Genomic DNA, 25,338 nt, shown 5'->3' with positions numbered 1-25,338 from the left:
GCCTCCCCGGATCCCGACTTTCCTCGCCAATTGGCACTAATTAGGCTCGTCGCATGGCAGCACCCACGGACCCCGGCGCCTCATCCGCCGACGAGCCCGCCGCGGCTTCTCTGGAGGCGGCGACCGAGGCGACACGCAGCCTGCACGGGCTGTCGGCCGAGCTGACCGCCCGGTTGCCGCAGCTCCTGGAAGCGATGCGTTCCGTGGGCACAGGCCCCGAGCTGCACACCACGCTCGACCGGATCTGCGAGACGGCCGCCGAACTGACCGACGCCAAGTACGCCGCGATCGGCGTCGTCGCCGAGGACGGCGACGGGCTCTCGGACTTCGTCTACACCGGGGTCGACGAGGAGACCGCGCGGCGCATCGGGCGGCTGCCCGACGGGCACAGGGGGCTGCTCGGCGCGCTCATCCACGATCCCGTGACCGTACGCCTCGCGAACCTCGCGGACGACCCGCGCTCCTGCGGCTTTCCGGCGCACCATCCGCCGATGCACACGTTTTTGGGCGTCCCGATCCGCGTACAGGGCGAGATCTTCGGAAACCTCTACCTGTCGGAGAAGCACGACGGCGGCGAGTTCAACGACGACGACATGCACATGGTCCGCGTGCTCGCCACGGAGGCGGGCATCGCCATCGGCAACGCGCGTCTCTACGAAGCGGCCAAGCAGCGCGAGCGGTGGATCGACGGCTCGGTGGCGGTGACCACCGCGCTCCTTTCGGGCGGCGACGCCGACGACGCGCTCCAAGTCGTCGCCGAGCAGGCCCGGCATCTCTCCGACTCGGCGGCCGGAATAGTGATGCTGCCCGCGGAGGACGACGGCATGGAGATCGTCGCTGTCGACTCGGACGTGCCCTCCGCCGCACTCGGCGTGATCGTGCCGCATGAGAGCGAGATCATCTCCGAACTGCTCGAAGGACAGGCCGTGTTCGTCGACGACGCGGCCACCGACCCCCGCATGCTGACCGGTCTCGCGCAGGACTACGGGCCGTCCATGATGCTTCCCCTCCAGAGCGGTGGGCGCGTCCTGGGGACGCTGGTGATGACCCGCGCGCGTGGGCAGCGTCCCTTCTCCGAGGCGGAGCGCACCCTGGCCACCCAGTTCGCGTCCCAGGCCGCGCTCGCCCTGGTTTCGGCGGAGGCGCAGCGCGACCGGGAGCGTCTCGCCGTCCTGGAGGACCGCGACCGGATCGCGCGCGACCTGCACGACCTCGTCATCCAGCGCCTCTTCGCCACCGGGATGATGCTGGAGACCGCTCAGCGCCGCTCCGTGGTGCCCGAGGTGCAGACCGGCGTCGGCAAGGCGGTCGACGAGCTCGACACCACGATCCAGGAGATCCGCACCGCGATCTTCGCTCTCCAGCAAGGGCCGGCCGAGGCGCCGTCGGGCCTGCGAACCAAGGTGCTCCGCGAGATCAACATGGCCGCCGTGCCGCTCGGCTTCAAGCCCTCGCACCGCTTCCTCGGGCCCGTCGACACGGTCGTCGGTGAGCTCACGGGCAAGCACCTCATCGCGGCGCTGCGCGAGGCCCTCTCGAACGCGTTCCGGCACGCGGAGGCCGACCGTATCGACGTCGTCGTGGACGCCGACGTGGTCCTCCCCGACGGGTGCCAGGGCGTCCGCCTGACGGTCGCGGACGACGGCGTGGGCATCAAGGAGGGCGGCCGGCGCAGCGGCCTGAAGAACCTCCAGAAGCGGGCCGAGTCGCTCGGCGGCGCCAGCTGGCACGGGCCGGGGCTCGACGGGCACGGCACGACCGTGGTGTGGCAGGCGCCTCACTGAGGGCTGCGGGCGTACGGTCCGCGCGTGTGCGGGCTGCGCGCGTACGTGCTGCGGGCGTACGTGCCGCGGGCCGACCCCGCCCGACCCGGTTTGGCGGTACGTTCCTGCGCCGTACGGGGCACCCGTTCCCTCGGCCGTACCAGCCCCACAGGTGGCCCGGCGTGCGGCGGCCGACGATCCGATGCATGCGTCATGGACCACGCCGAACCAGCACATCGCTCGTCCTCCCGGTGCTGTTGTGCGCCCGCGTGGCCCTCGGTGGCCCGCCCACGGTCTCCGAGGGCGCGGAGGGACCCGAGGCGAGCGCGGACGTCGCGCGCCTCTACGAGGAGGCGTCCACGGCGACGCAGCGCTACGAAGCGGGCCGTAAAGCCGCCTCCGTGCAGGAGGCGCAGGCGCGGGCGACGGAGCGGCTGCTCGTGCGGGAGCGGCGGCAGATCTCCGTGCTCCACAACGACCTCGGCCGGATCGCCCGCGCCCAGTACCGCAGCGGCGGCGACATCCCCATCACGGCGCAGATGCTGCTGGCCGGGAACCCCGAGAAGCTGATGCACGGTCAACGAGCGGTCTGGCAGGCCGACCTGGCTCTCAACAACGCGGTGGACGAGAGCAGACGCGCGGAGCGCAAGCTCGCGGACGGACAGCGCAGGGCGGCGGACGCATGGCGCTCCCTCAAGGAGCGCAACGCACGGCTCGTCATCCTTAAGAAGGGCATCGAGACCAAACTCGAAGCGGCGCGATGGAAGCTCCAGGGGCAGGCGGACGCGTCGGTCACCGCCGGGAAGTGCCGGGGCGCCGTGCGCCTCAAGGAGCCGAAAAATTCAACTACGCGCGCGTGGCTGCCTCCTGTGGAGAAGTACGAGCTGTCCGCGGGCTTCGACAGTGCGGGCGCGCACTGGTCGCACCGGCACACCGGGCAGGACTTCGCGGTCGACATCGGCACGCCGGTGCGGGCGGTCGGCGCGGGCCGCGTGGTGAGCGTGTCCTGCGGCGGGGCCTTCGGCATCGAGGTCGTCGTGCGGCACCCCGGCGGCTACTACACGCAGTACGCGCACCTCGCCGCGGTCACCGTCGACCAGGGGCAGAAGCTCCGCGCCGGGCAATGGCTCGGCCAGTCGGGCACCACCGGCAACTCGACGGGGCCGCACCTCCACTTCGAGGTGCGGCTCACGCCGTATCTGGGGTCCGGGGTGGACCCGGTGAAGTGGTTCGCCGAGCGCCACGTGAAGCTGTAGGCGGCGTGGAGCCACCGGGCGGCGAGAAGCTGCCGAGCGGCGTGGAGCTAACGGGCGGGGGCGTGCGCGGCCAGGATGTCCTCGATGACGCGGGCCACGCCGTCCTCGTTGTTGGTCGCCGTACGACCGGTCGCCGAGGCCAGGACCTCGGGGTGCGCGTTCCCCATCGCGTAGGACGTGCCCGCCCAGGCGAGCATCTCCATGTCGTTGGGCATGTCCCCCACGGCGACCACCTCGGTGGGCGCGATGCCGCGTTCCGCGCAGCACATGGCGAGCGTGCTCGCCTTGGAGACGCCGGGGCCGCTGATCTCCAGGAGCGCGCTCGGGCTGGACCGTGTGATGGCCGCTCGGTCGCCCACACCCCCGCGGGCCAGCGCCAGGAACGCGTCGGGGTCGAGCTCGGGGTGGTACGCGAGGAGCTTGAGCACCGGCTGGTCCGCGACGGCCGCGCCCTCGAAGTCCGCGGCCAGCAGCTTCTCCGCGAGGGCGACCGTCTCTCCGGGGTCCAGGTGCAGCGGCGGGTACCCCGGCTCGTGGTGCAGGCCGCCGGTGCGCTCGACGGCGAAGGTGGTGCCGGGGGCGGTCTCCCGCAGGATGCGCACGACGTCGAGCGCGTCCGGGACCGTCAGCTCGCGGATCTTGACGAAGCGGTGCTCGCCCGCGTCGCCGTGCAGATCCACGACGGCGGCGCCGTTGCCGCAGATCGCCAGGCCGTGGCCGTGCACATGGTGGCTGACGACATCCATCCAGCGGGCCGGGCGGCCCGTCACGAAAAAGACCTCGATGCCGGCCTCCTCCGCGGCGGCGAGCGCGGCGACCGTACGCGGCGAAACGGTCTTGTCGTCGTGCAGCAGCGTGCCGTCGAGGTCCGTGGCGATCAGCCGGGGAGTGGGGGCGGAGGGGGCCGGAGTCCGGGGCCCGGGAGTCGGTGAGGTCACCGCCCCATGGTCGCGCATATGCGCGCACGGGCGTGCTGCGGGGCGCACAGATGAGTACGCACCTGGCTCACGCGCCCCGCCCGGATCCCGGCGTGACGGGGTCCCGATCAGCCGAGTTGGGCCAGGGCCTCCGTGGCGATCGCCTCGAAGGTCTTCTGGTCGGCCGCGAAGTCGGTGTCGGGGATCGGCCAGTGCAGGACGAGCTCGGTGAAGCCCAGCTCCCGGTGCCTGCCCGCGAAGTCCACGAAGGCGTCGACGGAGGTGAGCGGGCGGGCGCGGTCCGGGGTGAATCCGGTGAGCAGGATCTTGTCCGGTTCGTCCGCGTCGCGGCCGATGGCCTCGCACGCGGAGGCCAGCTTCGCGATCTGCCCGCGAATGGCCTGAATCGATTCCTCCGGGGTGCCCGTCTCGTACAGCTTCGGGTCGCCGGTCGTCACCCACGCCTGCCCGTGCCGTGCGGCGAGCCTCAGTCCGCGCGGGCCCGTCGCGGCCACCGCGAACGGCAGCCGGGGGCGCTGCACGCAGCCGGGGATGTTCTGCGCGCCGACGTCGCCGCCCGCCGAGTAGAAGGTTCCGTCGTACGAGACGGTGTCCTCGGTGAGCAGCCGGTCGAGCAGCGGGACGAACTCCGCGAAACGGTCCGCCCGCTCGCGCGGCGTCCACGGCTCCTGCCCGCTGTGCGCGAGGGCGCTCGCGTCGAAACCCGTGCCGCCGGCGCCGATACCGAGCGTGATCCGGCCACCGGAGATGTCGTCGAGCGAGAGCAGTTCCTTGGCGAGGGTGACGGGGTGCCGGAAGTTCGGCGAGGTCACGAGGGTGCCCAGGCGGATCCGCTCGGTGGCGGTCGCCGCGGCCGTCAGCGTCGGGACGGCCCCGAACCACGGTCCGTCCCGGAACGGCACGCGCCAGGACAGGTGGTCGTACGTGTACGCGGTGTGGAAGCCCAGCTCCTCCGCGCGCAGCCAGGTCTCGCGGGCGCCCTCGTGCCAGCGGCGGTGAGGCAGGATCACGGTGCTCAGGCGCAGCGGGCGGGAGGGGGTGGCGGGAGCGTTCTCGTTCATGCCTGCGAGCGTATGCGGATTTCTCTCGCATCTCGCCCGGAGCGCTCTCGGTCTCCTCGGGTTCCCCTCGGATTCCCGAGGATTCAATCCAGAAATTTTGGCCCGCATGTTTGATCCACAGCCAAGTCCAGTTATCCACAGGCCAGTTGGCGATTCTGTGGACAACTCTCAAGCAGGAGCGCCCCTTTGGTCAACTTAAGGCTTATTGTTGGCATTTGAGGTCAATGCGTCCAATGTCCTTGTCTGTACCTCGCGTTCGGCAGCCGCGACGATGAACGCCGAGACGTGCTCGGAGCCAACAAGCCCGCGTACAGCCCGCATTGTCTCCGCCGGTATGGCGACGGATTGCGGCTCATTCACCGTCTCGGCGACCGCCCCCTCCGCAAGGTGGCGGCGGAGGTGTTGGGTGGCGAACATCCGCATCGCACGGGCGAGTTCGGCGTCCACGGACTGCTGTGCGAGCGGCCGAAGTCGCCGCACGAGCGAGGCCGCCTCGGCCGCTTCCGCGTCCGTCGGTGGCTGCGGCCCGAGATAGCGCGCGAAGACGTGTTCGGTGGTGAACTCCAGGAAACGCGCCGCTATATGTTCGACGTGACCCCTCAACTCCCGTAGATGCCCGGAGATTGCGGACAGCGGAACGCCGGCAGCGTGCAACTCGGCGGCGACCGCCAGCTCTTGGGGGCTCGGAACGAGGAACTCGTCGTCCGCCCCGGGTACGCGCTCGAGCACGCCGAGTTCGAGCGCGTCCCGCACGGCGGCCTCGTCGGGCTCGCCGCCGAACCTCTCGTCCAGCTCCGCGCGCGTGATGCGTCCCGCCCGCTCGTCCGTCCACGGGCCGTCCACCTCCGCGACCAGACCGAGCACGCCGCCCAGGCCGCGCCCCGCGTCCCAGGCCTCCAGCAGCTCCTTGATGGACGCCAGGGTGTAGCCGCGGTCCAGCAGGTCGGCGATCCGGCGCAGCCTGGACAGATGCGTGTCCGTGTACACATTGGCCCGCCCGCGCCGCTCGGGCCGCGGCAGCAGTCCACGGTCCTGGTAGGCGCGGATGGTGCGGACCGTGGCGCCGCTGTGGTGGGCGAGGTCCTCGATCCGGTACTCGGCGGTCGACTCCTCCGCCCTCTCCCGTGCCTCCGGGGCGTCGGTGCTCACAGTGGTGGCTCCATCCGTGCGACCGCGCGCAGGGCCTTGGGCGTGAAGCGGGACATGAAGTGGGCGCCGCGGGCCTCCGGGGTGACCGGGACGACCGCCTTGTTGTGCACGACGGCGCCCAGGATCGCGTCGGCGACCTTCTCCGGCGGGTAGTTGCGCAGGCCGTACAGGCGCGAGGACTTCTTCTGGCGGCGCCGCTCCTCCTCGGCGTCGACCCCGGCGAAGCGGGCCGTCGCCGTGATGTTCGTGTTCACCAGGCCGGGGCAGATCGCGGAGACCCCGATGCCCTGCCCGGCCAGCTCGGCGCGCAGGCACTCGCTGAGCATCAGGACGGCGGCCTTGGAGGTCGAGTACGCGGGGAGCGCCTTCGAGGGCTGGTACGCCGCCGCGGACGCGGTGTTCACGATGTGGCCGCCCTGACCGCGCTCGGCCATCTGCTTGCCGAACAGCCGGCAGCCGTGGATGACGCCCCACAGGTTGACGTCGAGGACCTTCTTCCAGTCCTCCGCGGTGGTGTCGAAGAACGAGCCGGACAGGCCGATCCCCGCGTTGTTCACCAGGACGTCGACCACGCCGTACTCGGTGGCGACCTTCTCGGCGAGCTTCTCCATGGCCTGCTCGTCGGCGACGTCCACGGTCTCGCCCCACGCCTCGGGAGCGCCTATGAGCTGGGACAGCTCGGCGGTCCGCGCGGCGCTCTCGGCGTCCCGGTCGACGGCGACCACCCGCGCGCCGGCCTCCGCGAAGGCGAACGCGGTGGCCCGGCCGATGCCGCTGCCCGCGCCGGTCACCAGGACCAGCTGACCGGCGAACCGGTCCGCGTGCTTCCCGTCGGCCGCCGTGCGCGGCGCGGGCACCCCGGCCTCCTGCCCCTCGTGCGCGGTGACGAACTCGGTGATCCAGGCTCTGAGTTGGTCGGGCCGGGTGCGCGGAACCCAGTGCTTGGCCGGCAGCACGCGGCGCGTCAACTGCGGTGCCCACAGCTCCAGCTGGTCGTACAGCTTCGGCGACAGGAAGGCGTCCCCGAGCGGCGTGATGAGCTGCACGGGCGCGTGCGCGTACGCGTCCTCGCGCGGGCGCCGCAGTCGCGCCCGTACGTTGTCCCGGTACAGCCAGGCCCCGTGCGCGGCGTCCGAGGGCAGCGACGACGTCGGATAGTCGCCCGCGGGGACCCGCTCGACGCGCTCCAGGATCTTCGGCCAGCGCTTGCCGAGCGGACCGCGCCAGGCGAGCTCGGGCAGCACGGGCGTGTGCAGCATGTACACGTACCAGGACTTGGCGCCCTGGCCGAGCAGCTGGCCCACCTTGGCGGGCGTGGGCTTCTTCACGCGCTGCTTGATCCAGTGCCCGAAGTGGTCGAGGGACGGGCCCGACATCGACGTGAAGGACGCGATGCGGCCCTGCGTGCGCTTGACCGTGGCGAACTCCCAGGCCTGCACCGAGCCCCAGTCGTGCCCCACCAGGTGCACGGGCCGGTCCGGGCTCACCGCGTCGACGACCGCCAGGAAGTCGTCGGTCAGCTTCTCCAGGGTGAAACCGCCGCGCAGCGGCTTCGGAGCCGACGACCGGCCGTGTCCGCGTACGTCGTAGAGCACCACATGGAAGTTCTCCGCGAGGCGCGCGGCGACCTCCGACCACACCTCCTTGGAGTCCGGGTAACCGTGCACGAGCACCACCGTCGGCCGCTCGGACCCGCCGGGTTCCCCCAGCTCGACGACGCACAGCTCGATGCCGCCCGTGCGCACCCGGCGCTCGCGCGCGCCGTCGATCCTCATCAGGTCCGTCATCAGATGCCCTCCGCCCAGCGCCGCACGTGCGGCAGATCGTCGTCCAGCCAAAAGGCGCTCTCCTGCGGGTCCTTGGAGTCGGTGACCACGAGGAGCTCCTCGAACTTGGCGCCCGTGCCCCGGAATCCGAGGTGGGGCTCGACCGCCCAAAGACCCGGCCGCGGGGGATGGTCGGAGAACTTGTACGGCGACCACAGCGGCGACCAGCCGTCCCGGTGCCCGTGCAGCGCGTCGCTCGCGAGGCCCTTCAGCGACTGGGTGCCGAAGCCGAACAGCGTGGGGTTCACGCGCCGTTCCTTGACCCGGTCGACCTTGTGCGCGATCACGCCGAAGGGATACGCCCGGTGCCGGTTCGCGTAGCCCTGGCGGACCATCAACCGCTCCACATCCTCGTAGATCTCCCGCAGGGAGCGCCGCTCGCGCACCTCGCGCAGGATCAGCTCCCGGTGCGCCTGGAGGTCCGAAAGCAGCTTGTCGTGCACGGGGTTGAGGCCGAGGCAGCCCGAGTAGCCGATGTCCGCCGTGTAGCCCTGGTGGACCGGAGCCATGTCGAGGATGAAGGGCATCCCCGCCTCCAGCTTCCGGTTCGTCGGGAAGAACTGCAGCGGCACACGGAAGTTCACGAACGCCGTGCGGTCCCCGAACCAGGCGAAGGGCAGATGGAACCAGTCCCGCACCCCGCGCTCGCGCAGCCACTCCCGCTGCATCCGCGCCGCCTCGCGCTCGGTCACGCCCGGCTTCAGCTGCGCCGCGACCGATTCCGCGCACGCGTACGCGAGTCTCTGCACCTCTCTGAACCCCCGCAGTTCCGCCGAGAGTTCACGTACCACCGCTGAGGTCATGCCACCGTCCGTCCCGGTCACGGCCGCCGCCCCGGTCTCGTGACCGGCCCGTCGCCGTACGCGTTCGTAACTTGACACTGATGAATGTGACAATGCTTGACGGCGGCGTCAAGGGGTGTGCACGGGCTACTCAGGGTGGACCCCTAGGGCCCCGTAATACTCAGGTCTCATACGAGGTCGACCCCACGGTCTGACGAATCGTGTGGCGCGCGCCACTACCTTCGAACCGTGACTGTGATCGCGACCGAAAGCCTGAGCAAGCGGTTCCCCAAGGTGACCGCACTTGACCGGCTGACCATGGACATCGGGCCCGGTGTGACCGGACTCGTCGGAGCCAATGGAGCCGGCAAGTCCACCATGATCAAGATTCTTCTTGGTCTGTCCCCCGCGTCGGAGGGCCGCGCCGAAGTGCTCGGGCTCGACGTCGCGGACCCCGCGTCGGGCCCCAAGATCCGAGAGCGCGTCGGCTACATGCCGGAGCACGACTGCCTGCCGCCGGACGTCTCGGCGACCGAGTTCGTCGTCCACATGGCGCGCATGTCGGGCCTGCCGCCCACGGCGGCCCGCGAGCGCACCGCCGACACCCTGCGGCACGTCGGCCTGTACGAGGAGCGCTACCGCCCCATCGGCGGTTACTCGACGGGCATGAAGCAGCGCGTGAAGCTGGCCCAGGCGCTCGTGCACGACCCGCAGTTGGTGTTCCTCGACGAGCCGACGAACGGACTTGACCCCGTCGGCCGTGACGACATGCTCGGCCTGATCCGGCGCGTGCACACCGACTTCGGCATCTCCGTCCTCGTCACCTCGCACCTGCTCGGCGAGCTCGAGCGCACCTGCGACCACGTCGTCGTCATCGACGGCGGCAAGCTGCTGCGCTCCAGCTCCACCACGGACTTCACGCAGGCCACGGCGACGCTGGCGATCGAGGTCACCGACAGCGACGAACACCCGGACGGGACGAAGGCGCTCCGTGAGGCGTTCGCGCGGCGCGGCATCGAGACCAGCGCCGGCGGTGAGCTGCCCGGCGCCGGGCACACCGTCCTCCTCACGGCGCAGGGCGAGGAGACATACGACATCGTGCGTGACGTCGTCGCGGACCTCGGCCTCGGCCTGATCCGCATGGAGCAGCGCAGGCACCAGATCGCGGAGGTCTTCCGCCCCGAGGCCGAGGCGCCGCAGGAGCAGGGCTCCGAGCGCGCGGCGGCCTGGGCGGCCACCGCCGCATCGCAGCAGACGGGAGGCGCGGCGCGATGACCACCGAGCCCAGCGCTGTGGACCGCGCGTCCACCCAGATCCACAACATCGGCTACCGCCACTACGACGGCCCGCGCCTGGGTCGCGCGTACTCCCGCCGCTCGCTCTTCTCACAGAGCCTGCGCGGTGCCTACGGACTCGGCCGCTCGGCCAAGTCCAAGGTGCTGCCGATGCTGCTCTTCATCGTGATGTGCGTCCCGGCGCTGATCATGGTCGCGGTGGCCGTGGCCACGAAGGCGAACGACCTGCCCGTCGACTACACGCGCTACGCGGTCATCCTCCAGGCGGTGATCGGCCTCTACGTGGCGTCCGCCGCGCCGAACGCCGTCTCCCTCGACCTGCGCTTCAAGTCGATCCCGCTCTATTTCTCCCGCCCCATCGAGCGCGTCGACTATGTGGTCGCCAAGTTCGCCGCCATGGCATCGGCCCTGTTCATCCTCACGGTCGCGCCCCTGATCGTGCTCTACGTCGGCTCTCTGCTCGCCAAGTTGGACTTCACGGAGCAGACCAAGGGATTCGCCCAAGGACTGGTATCCGTGGCGCTGTTGTCGCTGCTCTTCGCCGGGATCGGACTCGTCGTCTCCGCCGTCACCCCGCGTCGCGGGTTCGGCATCGCCGCCGTCATCGCCGTGCTGACCATCTCCTACGGCGCGGTGTCCACGGTCCAGGCGATCGCCGACGCCCAGGACAACGGCGGGGCGGTGACCTGGCTCGGCCTCTTCTCACCGATCACGCTCATCGACGGAGTGCAAACCGCGTTCCTCGGAGCGAGCTCGTCCTTCCCGGGGGCACACGGACCCTCGGCCGGCCAGGGCCTCGTCTACCTGCTCATCGTCCTCGGGCTCATCGCCGGCTCCTACGGGCTGCTGATGCGCCGCTACCGGAAGGTCGGACTGTGACCACGATCAACATCGACCACGTCTCACGCTGGTTCGGCAATGTCGTCGCGGTCAACGACATCACGATGAACATCGCCCCCGGAGTGACCGGCCTGCTGGGTCCGAACGGCGCGGGGAAGTCGACGCTCATCAACATGATGGGCGGCTTCCTCGCCCCCTCGAACGGCTCCGTGACCCTCGACGGACAGCCGATCTGGCGCAACGAACAGATCTACCGGCACATCGGCATCGTCCCCGAGCGCGAGGGGATGTACGACTTCCTCACGGGCCGCGAATTCGTCGTCGCCAACGCGGAGTTGCACGGCCTCGGCGAGAAGGCCGCCGGGGAGGCGCTGGCCACGGTCGAGATGGAGTACGCGCAGGACCGCAAGATCTCGACGTACTCCAAGGGCATGCGGCAGCGCGTGAAGATGGCGTCCGCGCTCGTGCACACCCCGTCGGTGCTGCTGCTCGACGAGCCGTTCAACGGCATGGACCCGCGCCAGCGCATGCAGCTCATGGACCTGCTGCGGCGCATGGGGGACGAGGGGCGCACCGTCCTGTTCTCCTCGCACATCCTGGAAGAGGTCGAGCAGTTGGCCTCCCACATCGAGGTGATCGTCGCGGGCCGGCACGCCGCGAGCGGTGACTTCCGCAAGATCCGCCGCCTGATGACCGACCGACCGCACCGCTATCTGATCCGCTCGAGCGACGACAGGGCGCTGGCCGCCGTGCTGATCGCGGACCCGTCGACGGCGGGTATCGAGGTCGACCTCAAGGAGGGCGCGTTGCAGGTGCAGGCCGTCGACTTCGGCCGGTTCACGACGCTGCTCCCGAAGGTCGCGCAGGCGCACGGCATCCGGCTGCTCACGGTCTCGCCGTCCGACGAGTCCCTCGAGTCCGTCTTCTCGTATCTGGTCGCGGCGTAGGAGGCCCTGATGTACGACCCCACTGTCGCCCGACTCACCTACCGGGCCCTGCTCGGCAGGCGCCGGGCTCTCATCCTCTTCGTGCTGCCCGTCCTGCTGATCGTGATCTCCGCGCTCGTGCGCGGGCTCACGGGGGCCGACGACCAGACCGCGTCCGACCTGCTCGGCGGCTTCGCGCTCGCCACGATGGTGCCGCTGATCGGTGTCATCGCGGGGACCGGCGCCATCGGCCCTGAGATCGACGACGGGTCCGTCGTCTATCTGCTGTCCAAGCCGATCAAGCGGCCCACGATCATCTTCACCAAGCTCATCGTGGCGATCGGCGTGACCATGGTGTTCTCCGCCGTCCCGACGCTGATCGCGGGCTTCATCCTCAATGGCAACGGGCAGCAGATCGCCGTCGCCTACACGGTCGCCGCCCTGGTGGCCTCGATCGCCTACGCGGCGATCTTCCTCCTGCTCGGCACGGTCACCCGGCACGCGGTCGTCTTCGGCCTCGTCTACGCCCTCGTATGGGAGGCCCTCTTCGGGTCCATGGTCTCCGGGGCGCGCACGCTCAGCGTGCAGCAATGGTCGCTCGCGGTCGCCCAGAAGGTGGCCGGCGGCGACCTCGTCACCTCGGACGTGGGACTGCCGCTCGCGACGGTGTTCCTGGTGGTGGTGACGGTCCTGGCGACCTGGTACGCCGGGCAGAAACTGCGGACCCTGAAGCTGGCCGGGGAGGAGTAGCCCCCGCCCGTGGGCGTCGGCGAATAATTCGGTGGCGGCGAACTTCCGCGCGGGGCAGAGTAGTTGTGTCAGTGCGCCGACCGTGGCGTCCATGGACCGGGAGAGGAGCGCGGCGATGTTCTTCAGTAGTCCGTCGAGCTCCCGGCAGGGCGGCCCGAGGCAGGCTCCGGAGTAGTCATTGCACTCCGTCGAGCCCCGCTCAGGGTGTCGCCCGGGGCGGCCGCTTCGAGCGCGTGTCCTTCTTCCGTGGCACGCGGGCCGCCCACCCGTTGTATCGAGGCCCGGCCCCCGGCAGTACCGGGGCCGGGCCTCGATGCGCCTCAGCCGAGCAACCGCTCCAGCACCACCGCGATGCCGTCGTCCTCGTTCGACGACGTCACCTCGTTGGCCACCGTCTTGAGCTCCTCATGGGCATTGGCCATGGCCACCCCGTAGGACGCCCAGCCGAACATCGGAATGTCGTTGGGCATGTCGCCGAAGGCGATCGTGTCGACGGCCTTCGCGCCCAGCCGGCGGGCCGCCAGGGAGAGCCCCGTGGCCTTGGAGAGGCCGAGCGGGAGCAGCTCCACGATGCCCTCGCCCGCCATCGTGACGCCCACCAGGCCGCCGGCGACGCTGCGCGCGACCTCCGCCAGCTGGTCGTCGGTGAGGCCCGGGTGCTGGACGTACACCTTGTTGAGCGGCTGCGCCCACAGCTCCGCGAGTTCCGTGAACGGGACGACCGGGAGCGGGCCCTCCTGCACCTCGTAGCCGGGGCCGACGATGACCTCGCCCTCGATGCCGTCGCGGCTCGCGGCGAGCGCCATCGGGCCGATCTCGGCCTCGATCTTGGCGAGCGCGAGCCCCGCCAGCTGCCGGTCGATCGTCACCGAGGTGAGCAGCCGGTGCTCCCCCGCGTGGTAGACCTGCGCGCCCTGGCCGCACACCGCGAGGCCCTCGTAGCCGAGGTCGTCGAGGATGTGCCGGGTCCACGGCACGGCCCTGCCGGTCACGATGATGTGCGCGGCGCCCGCCGCGGTGGCCGCGGTGAGCGCGTCACGCGTGCGCGCGGAGACCGTGTCGTCGGACCGCAGCAGCGTTCCGTCGAGATCGGTCGCCACGAGCTTGTACGGAAAGGCGGGGGCGGTGGGAGCGGGGTGGCTCACTTGGCGTCGGCTCCAGGCTGTACTACAGGCTGCGCAGGCCGTTCAGGCTGCGATTACTTGGGGTCCAGGGTGGTGCGTCCCCCAAGGTAGGGCCGCAGCATCTCCGGAACCCGCACCGAGCCGTCGGCCTGCTGGTGATTCTCCAGGATGGCGACGATCGTGCGCGGGACGGCGCACAGCGTGCCGTTCAGCGTCGCGAGCGGCTGGGTCTTCTTGCCGTCGCGCATCCGGATCGACAGGCGGCGCGCCTGGAACCCGTCGCAGTTCGACGCGGAGGTCAGCTCGCGGTACTTGCCCTGCGTCGGGATCCATGCCTCGCAGTCGAACTTGCGCGAGGCCGAGGAGCCGAGGTCACCGGTGGCGACGTCGATCACCTGGAAGGGCAGCTCGAGACCGGTCAGCCACTGCTTCTCCCAGTCCAGGAGGCGCTGGTGCTCGTTCTCGGCGTCCGACGGGTCGACGTACGAGAACATCTCGACCTTGTCGAACTGGTGGACGCGGAAGATGCCGCGGGTGTCCTTGCCGTACGTGCCCGCCTCGCGGCGGAAGCAGGGCGAGAAGCCGGCGTAGCGCAGCGGCAGCTGGTCCGCCTCGAGGATCTCGTCCATGTGGTAGCCGGCGAGCGCGACCTCGGAGGTGCCGACCAGGTAGTAGTCGTCCTTCTCCAGGTGGTACACATTGTCGGCGGCCTGGCCGAGGAAGCCCGTGCCCTCCATGGCGCGCGGGCGCACCAGGGCCGGGGTCAGCATCGGCGTGAAGCCGGCCTCGGTGGCCTGCGCGATCGCCGCGTTGACGAGCGCGAGCTCCAGGAGCGCGCCGACCCCCGTCAGGTAGTAGAAGCGCGAGCCGGAGACCTTCGCGCCGCGCTCGACGTCGATGGCGCCGAGCGCCTCGCCGAGTTCCAGGTGGTCCTTGGGCTCGAAGCCCTCGGCGCCGAAGTCGCGGATCGTGCCGTGCGTCTCCAGGACGACGAAGTCCTCCTCGCCGCCGCGCGGGACGTCGGGGTGCACGATGTTGCCCAGCTGGAGCGCCAGGCGCTGCGTCTCTTCCTCGGCCTCACGCTGATCGGCCTCTGCGGCCTTCACGGCGGCGGAGAGCTCGCCCGCCTTCTTCAGGAGGTCCTGCTTCTCCTCGGGCGAGGCCTTGGGGATCAGCTTGCCGAGCGACTTCTGCTCGGAACGGAGTTCGTCGAAGCGGAGCCCGGACGACCTGCGCCGCTCATCGGCGGACAGGACGGAGTCGACAAGCGCGACGTCCTCTCCACGGGCGCGCTGGGAGGCGCGAACACGGTCGGGGTCCTCACGGAGCAGGCGAAGGTCAATCACCCCTCAAGGTTACCGTTGCCCGCTTCCGGCCCACGACCCGATATCCGTTGCACTCCGTTATGCCCTATTTGCCGGAATGTGAATTAAGGGTGGAGCGCGGCCGGAAAAGATCCACACGGGGCCCTGCGGAGCCCGTCAAGGAAAACCGCCACTTTCCCTTGAAAGGGGCAGGTGGGGCACTTCGCCTTGACCCGATCTCCGTGGTGCGGGCGGGACTTGGGGTCCCGCTGTCCACAGCGATGCACAGGCCGGAAAAGTTATCCACAGGCTGTGAAAACGATCTGTGGATGCCGGAAGAGATCATTCCGAAAGCCACATGCGTAACGAAGAATTCCCCTCTCAAACCGCGCGCAAGCTCACTTTCGGGTGGAAATGCTTCACTCCAAAGAGTTGATCAAAGGAAATGCCTGGACGAAGGGTGACCTGCCGGGCTGTGGACGCATCTGGGGGCCGTGGACCGATTTGTCGACCAACCAGCACCTTCCTGTCGACTTGTCCCCAGGTCGAGAAGGCGCCCTGTGGATAACTTCTGTGGATGAAGAAAATCCGCTGGTAGGACCGGGTGCACAGGCAAAAAGGAGCCGGATCCGGCGGTGGACAACCCGGGATCCGGCAGGGAACTACGGCCGATTACGGCCGGCGGGGGCCGATGCGCTAGAACCGGCCGTCCTGGCAGCGCGCCAGCCAGTCCGACGCTTCCACGAATTCGCCGTCCGAGGTTCCCGAGCGCGGCGGGCGCACGTCCTCGACGGCGACCCCGGCCCGCGGGTACGAGCCGAGGAAGCGCACCTCCGGGCACGCCCGCTTCAGCCCCATCAGTGCCTCCGCCACCCGGCGGTCCGCGATGTGCCCCTCCGCGTCGATCGCGAAGCAGTAGTCGCCGATGCCCGTGCCGGTGGGCCGGGACTGCAGCAGCACCAGGTTGACCCCGCGGATGGCGAACTCCTGGAGCAGCTCCATCAGGCCGCCGGGGTGGTCCTCGCGCTGCCAGATGACGACCGAGGTCTTGTCCGCCCCGGTGGGCGCCGCGGGCCGGGCCGGCTTGCCGACCAGGACGAAGCGGGTCTGCGCGTTCTCCGCGTCGTGGATCTCGGTGACCAGCGGCACGAGCCCGTACTTCTCCGCGGCGAACTCGCCGGCGAACGCGGCGTCGTAGCGCCCCTCCTGCACGAGGCGCGCGCCGTCCGCGTTCGAGGCCGCGGACTCCCAGGTCACGTCCTCGGCCAGGTTGTCCTTCATCCAGTTGCGCACCTGCGGCTGGGCGGCCGGGTGCGCGGTGACCGTCTTGATGTCGGAGATCTGGGTGCCGGGGCGCACCAGCAGGGCGAAGGTGATGTCGAGCAGCACCTCGCGGTAGATCATCAGCGGCTCGCCGGCGACCAGCTCGTCGAGGGTCGTGGTGATGCCGCCCTCGACGGAGTTCTCGATCGGTACGAACGCGGCCTCGGCCTCGCCGCCGCGGACGGCGTCGAGCGCGGCGGGCACGGACACGACGGGGACGAGTTCCCGGGTGGCCGTCTCCGGGAGCGTGCGCAGGGCGACTTCGGTGAAGGTGCCCTCGGGGCCGAGATACGCGTAGCTGGCTGGCATGGGCTCACCCTAATGCGCCGTACGAGGCCGGGCTCACGGATACGTCACGGGCCCCGGGCTCACGGATACGTCACGGGCCGCCCCGCCCGGGAACGGCGCCCCGCGCCCCGCTCCCACCCCCGCTTACCCCTCCAACAGGGCCTGTCCCACGTAGCCGCCCTTCTCGGCGCCGCCCGGCACCGCGAAGAGCCCGCTCGCCTCGTGCCGGATGAACGCCGACAGGGCGTCGCCCCGGTCGAGCTTGCGCTGCACCGGCACGAAGCCGCGCAGCGGGTCCGCCTGCCAGCAGACGAAGAGCAGGCCGGCGTCCGGGGCGCCGTCCTCGTCGTAGCCGTCGTGGTACGAGAACGGGCGGCGCAGCAGCGCGGATCCGCCGTTCTGATCGGGCCGGGTGATGCGGGCGTGCGCGTTGAGCGGGATGACGAGGTCGCCGTTCGCGTCCGTCTTCTCCAGGTCCGGCTCGGTGGTCTCCTTACCCCCGGTCAGCGGGGCGCCGCTCGACTTCTTCCGCCCGATGACGTGCTCCTGCGCCGTCGTCGACAGCTTCTCCCAGTCGTCGAGCAGCATCCGGATCCGGCGCACGACGACGTACGAGCCGTTCGCCATCCACGCGGGGGACTGCGCGGAGCCCAAGGCCGAACCAGAACCCGAAGCCGAACCAGAACCCGAACCCGAATCCGGCACGAAGATCCGCTTGTTGAAGTCCGCGTCGGCGGGCTTGGGGTTGCCCGTTCCGTCGACCTGGCCCATCAGATTGCGGACCGTCATCGGGTGGGCGGTGGCGCCGGGCGAGCGGTTGAAGCCGTTCATCTGCCAGCGCACCTTGGCCGCGCCGCCCGCGTCCTTCTGGATCGCACGCAGCGCGTGGAAGGCGACGAGCGGGTCGTTGGCGCCGATCTGTACCCACAGGTCGCCGTTGCTGCGCGCCTTGTCGAGGTGGTCGGAGTAGAAGTCCGGCAGCGGGTCGAGGGCGGAGGGGCGCTGCTTCTCCAGCCCCGTACGGGAGAAGAAGCTGTGGCCGAAGCCGAAGGTGACCGTCAGCGACGAGGGGCCGGCGTCCCGGGCCACATCCGTGTCGTCCGAGCCCGAGGGCTCACCCGCCATCAGCCGCTCAGCCGTCGCCGACCAGCGGCGCAGCAGGGCCGCCGCCTCCTTGCGCCCCGCGCCCGCCGCCAGGTCGAACGCGACGAGATGGCCGCGGGCCTGCATCGCGGTGGTGATGCCTGGCTGATGTTTCCCGTGAAACATCACCTCGTCCGCCCCGAGCGAGGTCAACGCCGCTTGCTGCTCGGGGGAGTTCGAGGACGCCACGGCGTACCCTGCGCCCGCACCGACGGCGCCGAGGGCCACGCCGGTGGCGCCCGCCGTCCCGATCAGGCGGCGCCGCGAGATGCCCGCGGCCTGCGGGGCGGACGCGGTGCCGCTCTTGGTCTCAGCCGTCTCAGCCGTGCCGGCCGTGTCAGCCGTGTCGGCCGTTCCGGCCGCGTCAGTCGTGTCAGCCATGGGGCGGGTCAGCCGATCTTCGCGTTCTTGTTGATGGTGATCTGGTCGATGTCCGACGTACGCACGGTCAGCGCGACCTTCCAGTCGCCTGCCACGGGGAGCTGCACGCCGCTCGCCGTCCAGTGTCCCGTGGCGATGTGGTCGGGCACGACGGGCAGCGGCCCGATCTTCCTCGCCTCCTGGGTGAGGGCGAGCTTCACCTCGGGGACGTCGAAGGCCTTGCCGTTCGGCCGCTCTATGTAGAGGTGCATTTCGTTGTTGCCGGTGCGCCCGGGGTCCATCTCCAGGAGGGCGGTGCCCTTGCCGTCCGCGCCGCCGGTGTCGAACGGAATCTTCAGGGAGACCGGACCGGACCGGGCCTGCGCGGCCGAGGTGGCGGACTTGGCCTCCTCCTCCGTGCGGCCCGGCTCGGTGGACGTCAGCACGGTGGTGACGGCGAGCAGGACGACCGCGATACCCGCCTCGACGAGCACCGAGCGGCGCAGCCCGAAGCGGTGCGGATCGGCGTCGCGCACCCGCTTCTCGCGGGCGCTCGCCATCGCGGCGCGCTGCCGGGCGAGTTGGGCGGCGCGCTCGGGGTCCGCGCTCTTCGCCCCGGCGGCCACGGAGACCGGCTCCTTCTCCTCGGAGGGCTTCTCCTCGACCGCCACCCCGGCGGCCACGGACTCGGTGATCCCCGCCGTCCACTTCCGGGAGATCCAGGCGACGCCGACGAGCACGGCGACAAGCCCGACCTTCACCATGAGCAGCTGCCCGTACGTCGTTCCGGTCAGCGCCGACCAGGAGCCGACCTGGCGCCACGACTGGTAGAGCCCGGTCGCGACGAGGACGAGGACGCTGCAGAAGGCGACTCGCGAGAAGCGGCGCACGGCCGAGGCCTCGATCGTCGGCACCCGGTACAGGGCGACGAGCAGCGTGGTCAGCCCGCCGAGCCAGGCGGCGACGGCCAGCAGGTGCAGTACGTCGACGGGCATCGCGAGGCCCGCCTGGAGGCCGGTCGAGGCGTGCTCGGCCATGGCCCAGGTGGCGGCGAGCCCGGCCGCGACGACGGCGCCGCCGATGGACAGTCCGAAGGTGAGATCGTTCCGCTCCTTCGCCTCCTCGCCCGCGCCCTCGCTCTCTCCGCTCGCCCCGCTCTCTCCGCTCTCTCCGCTCTCTCCGCTCTCACCGGTCTCCTCGCTCTTCTTGGCGTACGCGCCGAAGAGCACCGCGATGAAGAGGGCCGCCGCTGCGAGCAGCAGCAGCCGGGAGGTGAGCGCGGCTCCGGTCTTCGTCTGAAGGACCTGGCCGAGCAGCGACATGTCGAAGACGTCGCCGAGCTTCCCCGACCCGGTGTACGAGCCGCGCATCAGCAGCATGGCCAGGGTGGCGGCGGTGAGCGCGGTCCAGGCGCCGACCACGACGCGCTGTACCGGCTTGCTGCCCGCGCCGCGCCGCCAGCATCCGAGCACGAACGCGGCGCCGCCCACCAGCAGCGCGAAGCCCGCGTACGAGACGTAGCGCGCGACGCCGTAGATCACGCCGACGACTCCGCCGCCCGCGTTCTGGTCGGCCACCACCGCGGAGGTCTTGGAGGGCGCGCCGATGGAGAAGGTGTAGGCGCCGGCGACGGGGTGGCTGTCGGCGGAGACGACCTGGTAGGCGACGGTGAACGTGCCGTCGGGCAGGCCGGAGTGCAGCCCCACCGCGTACGTCGTGCCGCCCGGGTGGACGACCTTCCCGTCGTCGACGCGCTTGCCCGCGGGGTCGAGGACACGGACCGCGCCGTCGGAGATTGCGACGCTCTCGGAGAACCGGAGCGACACCTTCTTCGGCGCCGTGTCGACCACCGCTCCCTGCTTGGGATCGCTCCCGGTCAGCGCGGCGTGCGCGGACGCGGGGGCGGCGCCGGCCAGGAGTGCGCCGGTGACGGCGAGGAAGAGCAGCACCAGCTGCCAGGTGCGGGGAGCGATGGTCTTCACGTACAGGTCAGCCCCTTCAGTGCGAAGCGTGCGACGGGTTGTAGGTGGCGACCTTCACCGGGAAGGAGACCGTGACGGTCCCAGACTTGGCGAAGTGCAGCTTCACCGACACCTTGTCGCCCTCGGCGGGCCTGCGCTTCAGGTTCTCGAACATGAGGTGATTGCCGCCGCGTTCGAAGTCGAGCTCGCCGTTCGCGGGCACGGCGAAGGACGTCTGCTCCTTCATCGCACCGCCCTTGGTGCTGTGCAGCGTGACCTTCTGGGAAATGCCGCTGCTCACGGACGTGAGGGTGTCGGCGGCCCCCTTGTTGTGCACGGTGAAGAACCCGGCCGCCATGTCGCCGGAGGCGGGCGCGGGGATGAACGCGCCCTCGACCTTCACGTCGGGCTTGTCGGCGGCCTCGGAACCGGAGCCGCACGCGGTCAGGGCGAGCCCCGCCGCGAGCGTGAGGGCGCCGAGGGCGACGGTCGTGCGCCTCACGGCTTCGCCCCCTTGACGATCTTGGGGAGGTCCTTGGTGTAGTCGTCGACGGTGGCGTCCTCGCCGTACATCACGTAACCGTCGTTCGTCTTCGGCGAGAAGGCGACGACCTGCGTGCCGTGCACCGAGACGAGCTTGCCCTTCTTGTCCTTCCGCGTCGGCTCGATGGAGATGCCGAGGGTGCGGGCGCCGCCCTGGATGGTGGCGAAGTCGCCGGTCAGGCCGATGAAGTCGGGGTCCTGCGCCTTGAGCCACTTGCCGAGCACGGACGGGGTGTCGCGGCCCGGGTCGGTGGTGACGAAGACGACCTGCAGCTTGTCCTGCTCGGACTTGGGCAGGGACTTCTTGGCGACGGCGATGTTGCTCATCGTCAGCGGGCAGACGTCGGGGCAGTGCGTGTAGCCGAAGTAGATCAGCGTCGGCTTGTTCTTGGTCCGCTCGCGTAGATCGAACTTCTTGCCGTGGGTGTCGGTGAGGACCAGATCCGGCTTCTCGAACGGCTTGTCGAGGACCGTCGCGGCCTTCTTCGTACTCGTGTCGGACGACACCTCGGCGACGGGCTTGCCGCTGTCGTCGCCGCTGCCGCAGGCGGACAGGGCGAAGGTCGCCACGGTGACGAGCCCGACCGCGGCCAGCAGGCTCTTCCTGTTGAACTTCGTGTTCTTGCGGGGGTTGCGCATAGAAAAATGTCCCAGATGTGAGGTGGCCGGCGGATGCCGGGGTCGCCCACCGCGACCCCGGCACCCACCGAGGGTGGCTCAGCTGTTGGTACGCCGACGGCCCGCCATGACGCCGAACGCCACACCGGCGACGCCGATGACGATGCCGACGATGCCGAGGGCGCGCGCGGTGGTGTCGCTGGAGGAACCGCCGGAATCCGTGGAGGCCGCGGCGGCTTCCTTCTTGGTGCCGTTGTCGGAGCCGGAGTCGGAGGCGCCCGACGCGCCGTGCCCGTCGTCCGCCGCGGCGGAGAGCTCAAGGGTGGGCGCCGGGTTCTCCGGCTCCGCCTGGCCCTTCTGCTGCGGCTCGATCCAGCGCACGACCACCTTGTTGTCGTACGTCTGGAGCGCCTTGAAGACGAGCTGGTCGGTGTCGGTCGGCAGCTGGCCGATGGACACCGGGAACTTCTGGAAGTAGCCGGGCTGCACGCCCTTGTCCTTGCCCGAACCGGTCGCGGTCCAGGTGACCTTGGAGACGGCCTCGGTGATCTTCTCGCCGTGCATCTCCATCGGCTTGTCGAGCTTCGTCTTGGTGACGTCGGCCTTCCAGCCCGGCACCGGCTCGGGCATCACCGAGGCGAGCGGGTGCTCGGTCGGGAAGTTGACCTCGAGCTTGGTGGTCGCGGCGTCGTCGCGCTCATTGGGCACCTTGAAGTCGACGACGGCGTAGTCGCCCTTGGCGGCATCCCCCTCCGGCTGCACGCTCACGTGCGCGAAGGCGGGGGCGGACACGAGGACGACGGAGGAGACGGCGGCGGCACCGACGAGAGCGGCGCGGGACATCTTCTTCATGACAGGGAGAACTCCACGTTCAGCGGGATCCGGCGAAAGGTGAAAGGGCGCGACCGCGAAACACCGCGCCATACAGGCGGCGAGAAGCGGGTACGCGCGCGTGCCCACGGCACGTCTCACCCACGCAGTACGCGGTGGAGTACGCGTGCCGTTCAGGCAGCGAGAAGGAACGTGTCGACCACGGGCGGCCCGCGCCGTCGCACGGAGTGCTGAAGTGCCGCCGCCCGCAGGGCCGGTGGTTCGGCGAACCCGGCACGAGCGGCGCACGGCAGGGCGGGCGCACCCCAGAGCCCGGCCTTGAGAGCGCGTACGAGGCCGAGGGCGGCCCGCAGTGTACGGATGGGCGCCGCATGGCCGACGCACTGCGCGGAGAGCCGTGAGAGCCGCGCGATGCGGCTCAGGGCGAGGTCACCGTGGCGCAGCAGCCAGCCCGCGCCGACCGCCGCGAGCAGGTGCCCGATGACCATCGGAAGGGACGGCAGCAGCGACATCGTGGAGCCGGCCGCGCCCGCCATGTGGTGCGCCGCGTCGCCGGACGGCACGCGCGCGTTGTCGAGAATTCGCTGGGCCTGCGACGGGCTGAGCGTCGACGCGCCCGCCCCGCACATGAGCCTCGCGGCCCGCTCGACCGCCGAGGGTCCGCTCGACGGGTCGCTCATGGCCATGGCGTGCTGCTGACCGAGGCCGAAGAGGCTGTGCAGCGCGATCTGACCGGCCCCCAGCGTGGCGGCGATGCCCGGCAGCGACCGCTCGCGTCCCGCCAGCGGCAGGGCCACACAGAAGACGGCGAGGAAGCCGAGCGACAGCGTCCACAACGGGACGGTGGCCGTCGAACCGAGGACGTGCCCCGCCGCGGACAGCATGACGCAGACCGCGGCGAACACCGCGGCCCTGAGCAGCCGGAGATCGGCCGCGCTGCGCGCCTGGCGCTCGTGGGGGGCAGACATGGCGGCCTCATCATCGCACTGGCTTCACACGCCCCATACAGCAGGTCCGCAAGGTCCGGAATCTCCCGTACACCGCCGATCCCCGTATGCGCGTCGGCCGTATGGGCGTCATCACGTCAACTCCGCGATTGCGCCGGGCCGGTGGTGGCAATACGTATCGGTATGTCGAGTAGCGGCCGGGAGGCGGGAGCATGAGCATCTGGTGGTCCCTCCAGCTACGGCGCGATGCCGCGAGCGTGCCGCTCGCCCGGCGCCTCCTCATGGGCACCATGGAGACCGCGGGCGTCGACCCCGATGTCTCCTACGAACTGTCGGTCGCGCTCAGCGAGGCGTGTGCGAACGCCGTGGAGCACGGCGGGGAGGCGACGAGCGAGGCGACGGACGCGTTCCGGGTCACCGCCTACCTGGACGGCGAGATGTGCCGCATCGAAGTGGCCGACACCGGGCCCGGATTCACCGCGGCGGGTGGCCGCGCGGCGGTGTCCGTCCGCCCGGCGCCCGACTACGCGGAGCACGGCCGCGGCCTGTGTCTGATCCAGGAACTCGCCGACCATGTGCACTTCGTGAACAGGCCCGGCAAGGGCGGCGCCGTGGTCAGCTTCGACAAGATTCTCAAGTGGCGGGAGGACGCGCCGCTGATGGCGGTGTGAGCCCGTTCTTCGCAACCAGAGGCGCGTTTACGCGACAAGGAGGGCCGCACCATCGGGTGCGGCCCTCCTTGTCGCGTACTTACTGCTGCGCTCAGCCCTTCAGGCGGGCCATCCACGCCTCGACCTCGTCGGCCTTGCGGGGCAGCTCGGCCGACAGGTTCTTGTTGCCGTCCTCGGTGACGAGGATGTCGTCCTCGATGCGGACGCCGATGCCGCGGTACTCCTCCGGCACGGTCAGGTCGTCGGCCTGGAAGTACAGACCCGGCTCGACGGTGAGCACCATGCCGGGCTCCAGCGTGCCGTTCACGTACGACTCGGTCCGCGCGACCGCGCAGTCGTGGACGTCCATGCCGAGCATGTGACCGGTGCCGTGCAGGGTCCAGCGGCGCTGCAGCCCCAGCTCCAGGACGCGCTCGACCGGGCCCTCGACCAGGCCCCACTCGACGAGCTTCTCCGCGAGCACGTGCTGCGCGGCGTCGTGGAAGTCCCGGAACTTGCCACCAGGCTTGACGGCCGCGATACCGGCCTCCTGGGCCTCGTACACGGCGTCGTAGATCTTGCGCTGGAGCGCGTTGTACGTGCCGTTGACCGGCAGCGTGCGCGTGACGTCGGCGGTGTAGTACGTGTGCGTCTCCACACCGGCGTCGAGGAGGAGCAGGTCGCCGGAGTTCACCGGGCCGTCGTTGCGGACCCAGTGCAGCGTGCAGGCGTGCGGTCCGGCGGCGCAGATGGAGCCGTAGCCGATGTCGTTGCCCTCGACGCGCGCGCGGAGGAAGAACGTGCCCTCGATGTAGCGCTCGGAGGTGGCCTCGGCCTTGTCGAGGACCTTCACGACGTCCTCGAAGCCGCGCACGGTCGAGTCGACCGCCTTCTGCAGCTCGCCGATCTCAAACGCGTCCTTCACGACGCGCGCCTCGGAGAGGAAGACCTTCAGCTCGTCGTCGCGCTCGGCGGTGACCTTGTCGGTCAGGGCGGCCTCGACACCTGCGTCGTAGCCGCGCACGACGCGCACGGGCCCGGTGGCCTCGGAGAGCTCGGCGGCGAGCTCGCGCACGTCGGACGCGGGGATGCCGTAGTGCTTCTCGGCCTCGGTCAGCGAGTGGCGGCGGCCGACCCACAGCTCGCCCTGGCCGTCGAGCCAGAACTCGCCGTTCTCGCGGTTGGAGCGCGGCAGCAGGTACAGCGTGGCGTCGTGGCCGCCGGCGCGCGGCTCCATGACGAGGACGCCGTCCTCCGTCTGGTTGCCGGTCAGGTACGCGTACTCGACGGAGGCGCGGAAGGCGTACTCCGTGTCGTTCGAGCGGGTCTTGAGGTTGCCCGCGGGCACCACGAGGCGCTCGCCCGGGAAGCGGGCGGACAGGACGGAGCGGCGGGCGGCCGTCTCGGCGGCCTGGGCGATCGGCCGCAGGTCGTGCAGCTCGGTGTCGGCCCAGCCGGACTTCATGTTCTCGGCGAGCTCGTCGGACACGCCCGGGTAGAGGCCGTTCTTGCGCTGCTTGATGGGCTCTTCGGCCTCGGCGGCCTCCGGCCCCGCCGCGGCAGCGGCATCTTCAGCACGGTCCGGGTTGAGCTCCTCCGACACAGGTTCCTCCTCGACGCGGGTCCTCGGGATGCCTGGGTACGGCCGGAATGTGGCCTG

At 70.5% G+C, this 25,338-nt stretch carries 22 protein-coding genes; 7 read left to right on the top strand and 15 right to left on the bottom strand.

The window, feature by feature from the left end; genetic code table 11:
* Positions 1-53: 53 nt before the first annotated feature.
* Both ACP4E5_RS23105 and ACP4E5_RS23100 read left to right on the top strand, forming a co-directional pair.
* The gene (locus ACP4E5_RS23105) at positions 54-1,784 is read left to right on the top strand and encodes a GAF domain-containing sensor histidine kinase (RefSeq protein WP_425831618.1); all 1,731 of its coding nucleotides are present in this window, start codon (positions 54-56) and stop codon (positions 1,782-1,784) included.
* 185 nt (positions 1,785-1,969) lie between these two features.
* On the top strand, positions 1,970-3,019 hold the full coding sequence (locus ACP4E5_RS23100; protein WP_425831616.1) for a M23 family metallopeptidase: 1,050 nt from the start codon (positions 1,970-1,972) through the stop codon (positions 3,017-3,019).
* A gap of 47 nt (positions 3,020-3,066) precedes the next feature.
* Here ACP4E5_RS23100 and ACP4E5_RS23095 read toward each other — a convergent pair whose 3' ends face one another.
* From ACP4E5_RS23095 to ACP4E5_RS23075, 5 genes are all read right to left on the bottom strand, one after another.
* Positions 3,067-3,975 (bottom strand): HAD-IIB family hydrolase, encoded by a 909-nt coding sequence (locus ACP4E5_RS23095; protein WP_425831614.1) that lies wholly within the window; start codon positions 3,973-3,975, stop codon positions 3,067-3,069.
* Positions 3,976-4,064: 89 nt separating this feature from the next.
* On the bottom strand, positions 4,065-5,018 hold the full coding sequence (locus tag ACP4E5_RS23090; protein WP_425831612.1) for an LLM class flavin-dependent oxidoreductase: 954 nt from the start codon (positions 5,016-5,018) through the stop codon (positions 4,065-4,067).
* Positions 5,019-5,213: 195 nt separating this feature from the next.
* Entirely contained in the window at positions 5,214-6,167 is a 954-nt protein-coding gene (locus ACP4E5_RS23085) for a MerR family transcriptional regulator (protein ID WP_425831610.1), read from the bottom strand.
* On the bottom strand, positions 6,164-7,942 hold the full coding sequence (locus ACP4E5_RS23080) for an SDR family oxidoreductase (protein ID WP_425841589.1): 1,779 nt from the start codon (positions 7,940-7,942) through the stop codon (positions 6,164-6,166). Before ACP4E5_RS23080 ends, ACP4E5_RS23085 begins: the two co-directional genes overlap by 4 nt.
* A gap of 11 nt (positions 7,943-7,953) precedes the next feature.
* Positions 7,954-8,796 carry a M24 family metallopeptidase gene (locus ACP4E5_RS23075; protein ID WP_425831608.1) on the bottom strand — a complete coding sequence of 281 codons (843 nt, stop codon included), beginning with the start codon at positions 8,794-8,796 and terminating at the stop codon, positions 7,954-7,956.
* A 234-nt stretch (positions 8,797-9,030) separates the two neighbouring features.
* Between ACP4E5_RS23075 and ACP4E5_RS23070 the strand changes: the two genes are divergently transcribed.
* Genes ACP4E5_RS23070 through ACP4E5_RS23055 form a run of 4 tightly spaced genes read left to right on the top strand, consistent with a single transcriptional unit; the run spans position 9,031 to position 12,586 of the window.
* On the top strand, positions 9,031-10,050 hold the full coding sequence (locus ACP4E5_RS23070) for an ABC transporter ATP-binding protein (RefSeq protein ID WP_425841586.1): 1,020 nt from the start codon (positions 9,031-9,033) through the stop codon (positions 10,048-10,050).
* Positions 10,047-10,949, top strand: coding sequence for an ABC transporter permease (locus ACP4E5_RS23065; RefSeq protein ID WP_425831606.1), 903 nt, complete (start codon positions 10,047-10,049; stop codon positions 10,947-10,949). Before ACP4E5_RS23070 ends, ACP4E5_RS23065 begins: the two co-directional genes overlap by 4 nt.
* Positions 10,946-11,857 (top strand): ABC transporter ATP-binding protein, encoded by a 912-nt coding sequence (locus ACP4E5_RS23060; protein ID WP_425831604.1) that lies wholly within the window; start codon positions 10,946-10,948, stop codon positions 11,855-11,857. The genes ACP4E5_RS23065 and ACP4E5_RS23060 overlap by 4 nt, the downstream gene beginning before the upstream one ends.
* 9 nt (positions 11,858-11,866) lie before the next feature.
* Positions 11,867-12,586 carry an ABC transporter permease gene (locus ACP4E5_RS23055; RefSeq protein ID WP_425831602.1) on the top strand — a complete coding sequence of 240 codons (720 nt, stop codon included), beginning with the start codon at positions 11,867-11,869 and terminating at the stop codon, positions 12,584-12,586.
* A 320-nt stretch (positions 12,587-12,906) separates the two neighbouring features.
* Here ACP4E5_RS23055 and ACP4E5_RS23050 read toward each other — a convergent pair whose 3' ends face one another.
* The 9 genes from ACP4E5_RS23050 to ACP4E5_RS23010 form a co-directional block, all read right to left on the bottom strand.
* Positions 12,907-13,731 (bottom strand): HAD family hydrolase, encoded by an 825-nt coding sequence (locus ACP4E5_RS23050; protein WP_425831600.1) that lies wholly within the window; start codon positions 13,729-13,731, stop codon positions 12,907-12,909.
* A gap of 53 nt (positions 13,732-13,784) precedes the next feature.
* Positions 13,785-15,056, bottom strand: coding sequence for a serine--tRNA ligase (serS, locus tag ACP4E5_RS23045; RefSeq protein WP_425831598.1), 1,272 nt, complete (start codon positions 15,054-15,056; stop codon positions 13,785-13,787).
* A gap of 654 nt (positions 15,057-15,710) precedes the next feature.
* Entirely contained in the window at positions 15,711-16,646 is a 936-nt protein-coding gene (gene pheA, locus ACP4E5_RS23040) for a prephenate dehydratase (RefSeq protein ID WP_425831596.1), read from the bottom strand.
* A 123-nt stretch (positions 16,647-16,769) separates the two neighbouring features.
* Positions 16,770-18,149, bottom strand: coding sequence for an iron uptake transporter deferrochelatase/peroxidase subunit (gene efeB / locus ACP4E5_RS23035; protein ID WP_425831594.1), 1,380 nt, complete (start codon positions 18,147-18,149; stop codon positions 16,770-16,772).
* Positions 18,150-18,157: 8 nt separating this feature from the next.
* Positions 18,158-20,110, bottom strand: a complete 1,953-nt coding sequence (locus tag ACP4E5_RS23030) for a copper resistance CopC/CopD family protein (protein ID WP_425831592.1) — start codon at positions 20,108-20,110, stop codon at positions 18,158-18,160.
* 16 nt (positions 20,111-20,126) lie between these two features.
* A complete protein-coding gene (locus ACP4E5_RS23025) occupies positions 20,127-20,591 on the bottom strand; it encodes a copper chaperone PCu(A)C (protein WP_425831590.1) in 465 nt (154 codons plus the stop codon).
* The gene (locus ACP4E5_RS23020; RefSeq protein ID WP_425831588.1) at positions 20,588-21,271 is read right to left on the bottom strand and encodes an SCO family protein; all 684 of its coding nucleotides are present in this window, start codon (positions 21,269-21,271) and stop codon (positions 20,588-20,590) included. The genes ACP4E5_RS23025 and ACP4E5_RS23020 overlap by 4 nt, the downstream gene beginning before the upstream one ends.
* Positions 21,272-21,349: 78 nt before the next feature.
* A complete protein-coding gene (locus tag ACP4E5_RS23015) occupies positions 21,350-22,102 on the bottom strand; it encodes a YcnI family copper-binding membrane protein (RefSeq protein WP_425831586.1) in 753 nt (250 codons plus the stop codon).
* 152 nt (positions 22,103-22,254) lie between these two features.
* Positions 22,255-23,049 (bottom strand): hypothetical protein, encoded by a 795-nt coding sequence (locus tag ACP4E5_RS23010; protein WP_425831584.1) that lies wholly within the window; start codon positions 23,047-23,049, stop codon positions 22,255-22,257.
* 191 nt (positions 23,050-23,240) lie between these two features.
* Here ACP4E5_RS23010 and ACP4E5_RS23005 point away from each other — a divergent pair, with 191 nt between their 5' ends.
* Positions 23,241-23,699 (top strand): ATP-binding protein, encoded by a 459-nt coding sequence (locus tag ACP4E5_RS23005; RefSeq protein WP_425831582.1) that lies wholly within the window; start codon positions 23,241-23,243, stop codon positions 23,697-23,699.
* Between the two features lie 91 nt (positions 23,700-23,790).
* Here ACP4E5_RS23005 and ACP4E5_RS23000 read toward each other — a convergent pair whose 3' ends face one another.
* The gene (locus ACP4E5_RS23000; protein WP_425831580.1) at positions 23,791-25,281 is read right to left on the bottom strand and encodes an aminopeptidase P family protein; all 1,491 of its coding nucleotides are present in this window, start codon (positions 25,279-25,281) and stop codon (positions 23,791-23,793) included.
* Between the last annotated feature and the right edge of the window lie 57 nt (positions 25,282-25,338).

The sequence above is a fragment of the Streptomyces fractus genome (assembly GCF_049844455.1).
Taxonomy (GTDB): domain Bacteria; phylum Actinomycetota; class Actinomycetes; order Streptomycetales; family Streptomycetaceae; genus Streptomyces; species Streptomyces fractus.
Note: the sequence above shows the minus strand (reverse complement) of the source record. Positions and strands in the feature narration are given on the sequence as shown.